Raw genomic sequence first — 4203 nt, 5'->3', positions numbered from 1 at the left:
AACTAATTTAGTAAACTTTTACGAACCTGTGAATATTCCGCAGGAATATTCGCAAGTAGGCTAGAACCTAGCAATTAATTATACACGGCTTAAGTTTGTAATTCATTAAATTTAATTAATAATCAGAAAGAACAAAAGAGAGCATTAAGGTTACTATACACGGTGAAGCATTAGACTTCGGCAACATTGATAATCCTCTCTCTTTTACTACTTAAACTTCGTTCAGTTCTGTGAGACCTAGATCTCGTTTTTAAGTTGTTGAAATATGAGTAGCGTTGTTCTTTCCAAATTTCAAGTTGTTATGACTAAAGATAGAAAAATTTACGGTATTGACATTAGTAAATCTGTGTTTGATATTTACAATCAAGATACAGGACATTTTCAATTACAGAATGATGAAAAGGGTTTTAAAACACTACTAAAAAGTTTATCAAAAGATGCTTTGGTAGTCATGGAAGCCACGGGATATTATCATTACAGATTAGCTCAGTTTTTATATAAGAAAGGGGTATTAGTATCTGTTGTAAATCCCTTGTCAGTAAAACGTTTTATTCAAATGAAACTAGCCAAAGTAAAGACCGATAAGAGTGATGCTAAATCAATTTGTGAGTATGGTATCTTTAATGAAGTTCCGTTGTACAATGCTCTAACAGATGTACAGGCAGAATGCTTACAGCTCTTTAGGTTATTGGATAGTTACGTAAAAAAGAGTACAGCTACAAAAAATAAGCTTCATGGCGAAGACGCTCTAGGAATTCCATCAAAAACGGTTTATCGTTCCTTAAAACGAGACTTAAACCATTTAAAGAAAGAGATTTTAATATTAGAGAAACGCTTATTAGAATTGGTAAAACAAGACCAGCAAGAACAACTAACTTTATTGCAAACCATACCAGGAATAGGTTTAAAAACAGCTTTGTTTTTAATCGTTGTTACGGATGGATTTAAAAAGTTTGAAACTGCAGCACAGCTTTGTAGTTATGTTGGAATTACACCAACGATTCGAGAATCTGGAAGCAGTGTAAGAGGGCGGAGTAGAATTAGTAAAGTAGGCAATAAGAAATTAAGAAACCTTGTGTTTTTAGCAGCCTTTTCAGCGTATAAATATAACAGAGCCTGCAAAGCCTTATTTGATAGAATTGTAGCTAAAGGAAAGAGTGCTAAATTAGCATTAATAGCCGTAGCGAATAAGTTGCTAAAACAGGCTTTTGCCATTGCAAAAAGCGGATTGCCTTATGATGAAAACTATGTTTCAAAATTAGCTTAAAGTTACTTGTTTTTTAACTCAGTTCTTTGTTGGCAGTAGTAGTTTTAAAATATTTTATTTCCGTCAAAATCTAATTCAGCTTGTTTTAATTCTTTCCCAAGTAATAATTTCCAATCGTTTGAATGGTCAGCTGCAATGTAAACCACTCCGTCGTAATCAGATGGTCTTTCAAGATTTCCTTTTATTAATGCACAGACTTTTTCTCTACCAAGCTTGCCAAGAAAATATCCAAGTTCTAAAATCACATTTTGTCTTGCTCTTGCGTTTAAAGCTTCTGTATTGTTTTTTGAATTTCCAATATCATCTGGTGTCATTAAAACAATAGCGAATTGAACATCTGAATTCTTTTCAAATTTCTCGATTATTGTCAATCCTTCATTCACTTGCTCGTGAAGAATTATCGGTTCCAATCCTATTTTTTCTAAAAACCTTGCGACTGTCTCCTTAAGTTCATTATCGTGACCATGAACAAGAAAAACTTTTTTAGAATTTTTCTTTTTTGTGCTTTTTGTTTTGGTTGGATTTTCAATTGGTGTATCTAAAACAGCAAAAGTATCAAGGTTTTCAATCACTCCAATTGTCTGGTCTATCATGTCTGTAATCATTGTAGTTATAGGCGTGCCATAAGGTGGCTCAAAAAAAACGTCAAAAGGATTAACTCCTTTCATTTGAAATCCACCAACCATTGGTGGTGGTGACCAGTCAAATCTTTTTGCACAACCAGTTCTATTTACCATTTCCTCAACAAAGGTTCGTCTTTTATTGATTTCAGACCTTACTTCAGAAGTTTCGGAAGTAGTCATCTTGACAGAATTCCATTTGATAATCAGTTCTTTGAACTTTTCAAGTTTGTCTATTACTGCAAGTCTATTTTCATTCATTGATGTTGCTCTCTATTACTGCCAACGTGTTTGTATATGGTTTGTTGCGTGGTTTAAGCACCTAATTTAGCAAATAAAAACCGAATAGAAAATCCGCGAGGATTTTCGTAAGTAGGCTAGAACTAGCAATAAATTATATACGGTGTTGCCACCAGTTTTTAATTCCACATTTTCTCAAATAACTTCGGGCAAATCACTTTCATAGTTTCAGGTTCTTCCTCTTTCCAAGTAAACTTAAAATTCGGATAATTCCCTTCGTTTGTTTTGAAATCATCAGATATGTAATCGTATAGTTCTTTACCTGTTTTATTTTCAAACGCAGTTAATGCAACATACCAAAAACTTTCAAAATCATAATATTCTTCGCCTTCTACAAATTCCGAAATTAAACTGTCTGGATTTTCCTTTGCTTTATAATATGTGTCTTTTCCTCTTGATATAATCCAATTTCTAAAATATTCAAATCCATCGTCCGAACAACCACCATTCATTATATATCCAGCACACCACATTTCAGAGTTATAAGTGTCGTAAAGAAGTTTGTCAGTTCTTAATCGGAAACCAATCATTTGTTTTGGTGTCAATTTTTCAATTTCTTTGACTAAAAACCTTTCTTGAGCATCTTGATTTTTAGTATTCTTTACTGAAGAGTCAACTATATTCCAAAATATTGTTTCGTCCAACATTTCACTCGTTTTCTCAATTTCTTGATTATAATTTTTTGGTGTTTCTTTTTTGGTTGATTCTTTCTTTCCAAAAAGTTTGTCAAATATTCCCATTTGGTTATTATTTTTCGTGTTTTGATTACTACTTAATATCAAAAATGATGTAAATATTATTGTCGTGAGTTTCATTTTTCAAATTGGTGGCAACGGTTTTGTGTATGGTTAGTTGCGTGGTTAAGCAACTAATTTAGTAAACAAATACTAGCCTGAGAAAATTCCGAAGGAATTTTCCAAATAAGCACTTGCCAAAGCAATTAATTATACACGGTGTTAGGCAACGTTTTTATTTCAGTAATATTGGAATATCACTTCCTTCGATTCCTTCTAGTTTTATTCCAACTAATCCCATTTTATACGCAAAATCAATATCTTTTCCTGCTCCTAATGCTGTGTAAAAACCAACTGAAAATGCGATTGCGGTTTCATCGGGAACTGAATCTTTCATACCAATTACATAAGGTATATGTTTAGAAATCTCTTTCGCTTGCAATTCTGAATAACACGAATTAAGAAATACACATTGGACTTTATCTGAAAATAGTTCGAATAGGGAACCTAATGCATTAATATCTATTAATTTTGAATTACCCAAAGAATCCTCAAGAGCAATTCCGCCTATATGTCCATGACCAGAAAATTGAACAATGGTTGGTTTTTCGTCAAGCATTGCTTGTTGTAAAGACTTAGGTGTAACAGCCCATTCAGATTTCAATTCGAAATTATCTCTTAATGAAGCAAGTTTTAAGCCATTTTCTATATTTCGGACTTCCTCGTCTATTCTTAATCTATCTTGATTTATTGGACTTGCACCTAAAAATAGAATTTTTATAATATCCCCAATATTATCTTTTTCAGCTAATCGGTCTTCCAAATTTTTAATTTCCGAAAGAGCAATATTATGGTCTTTATATAGTTTTTCTTGGTCTTTTAAAAGTTGATTATATTCGGGAACGAGCTCATTCCATTTCTCTAAAAGCTCAACATATTTTTCTTTAAATTCTTGTTCTGATAATTCGATTTTTTCTTGATTTATCAAATGAAAATCTTTGATGTATTGAATATATCCTTCTAAAGTTTGTCTAAAAGTCCTTTTTGTTTCTGCTATTTTATTTTCGTCTCCAAAATGAAGTACGCTTTCAGATATTATCGCGATAGCTTGGCTACTTCCTTGTCCAAAAATTGCCTGGATGTCTATTAGCGTTCTGTTTTGCCAAGCTTTAAGGTCAGCAGAATATAGGTCGTCCAACCTTTGTTCTAAAAGTTCAATTGCTCGATTATGTGGAATTTTTATCATTCTGTTTAAATGTTGCCTAACGGTGCGCGTATATGA

Annotated in this window: 4 protein-coding genes; 1 reads left to right on the top strand and 3 read right to left on the bottom strand. The window is 32.5% G+C overall.

All coding sequences use genetic code 11. The annotated features are described in order from the left end of the window. Positions 1–301 precede the first annotated feature (301 nt). Positions 302–1267, top strand: a complete 966-nt coding sequence (locus KO504_RS08960) for an IS110 family transposase (protein WP_215926105.1) — start codon at positions 302–304, stop codon at positions 1265–1267. Between the two features lie 44 nt (positions 1268–1311). Here KO504_RS08960 and KO504_RS08955 read toward each other — a convergent pair whose 3' ends face one another. The 3 genes from KO504_RS08955 to KO504_RS08945 form a co-directional block, all read right to left on the bottom strand. After that, entirely contained in the window at positions 1312–2070 is a 759-nt protein-coding gene (locus KO504_RS08955; protein ID WP_252723653.1) for a TIR domain-containing protein, read from the bottom strand. Between the two features lie 236 nt (positions 2071–2306). Further along, positions 2307–2927, bottom strand: a complete 621-nt coding sequence (locus tag KO504_RS08950) for a DUF4240 domain-containing protein (protein WP_215926102.1) — start codon at positions 2925–2927, stop codon at positions 2307–2309. Between the two features lie 229 nt (positions 2928–3156). Beyond that, a partial coding sequence (locus KO504_RS08945) for a CHAT domain-containing protein (protein WP_252723652.1) occupies positions 3157–4203 on the bottom strand: 1047 nt, incomplete at its 5' end.

Origin of the sequence: Winogradskyella psychrotolerans (assembly GCF_018860565.1) — a bacterium.
GTDB lineage: Bacteria > Bacteroidota > Bacteroidia > Flavobacteriales > Flavobacteriaceae > Winogradskyella > Winogradskyella damuponensis.
The sequence above is the reverse complement of the archived record's forward strand: the minus strand, read 5'-3'. Positions and strand labels throughout refer to the sequence as shown.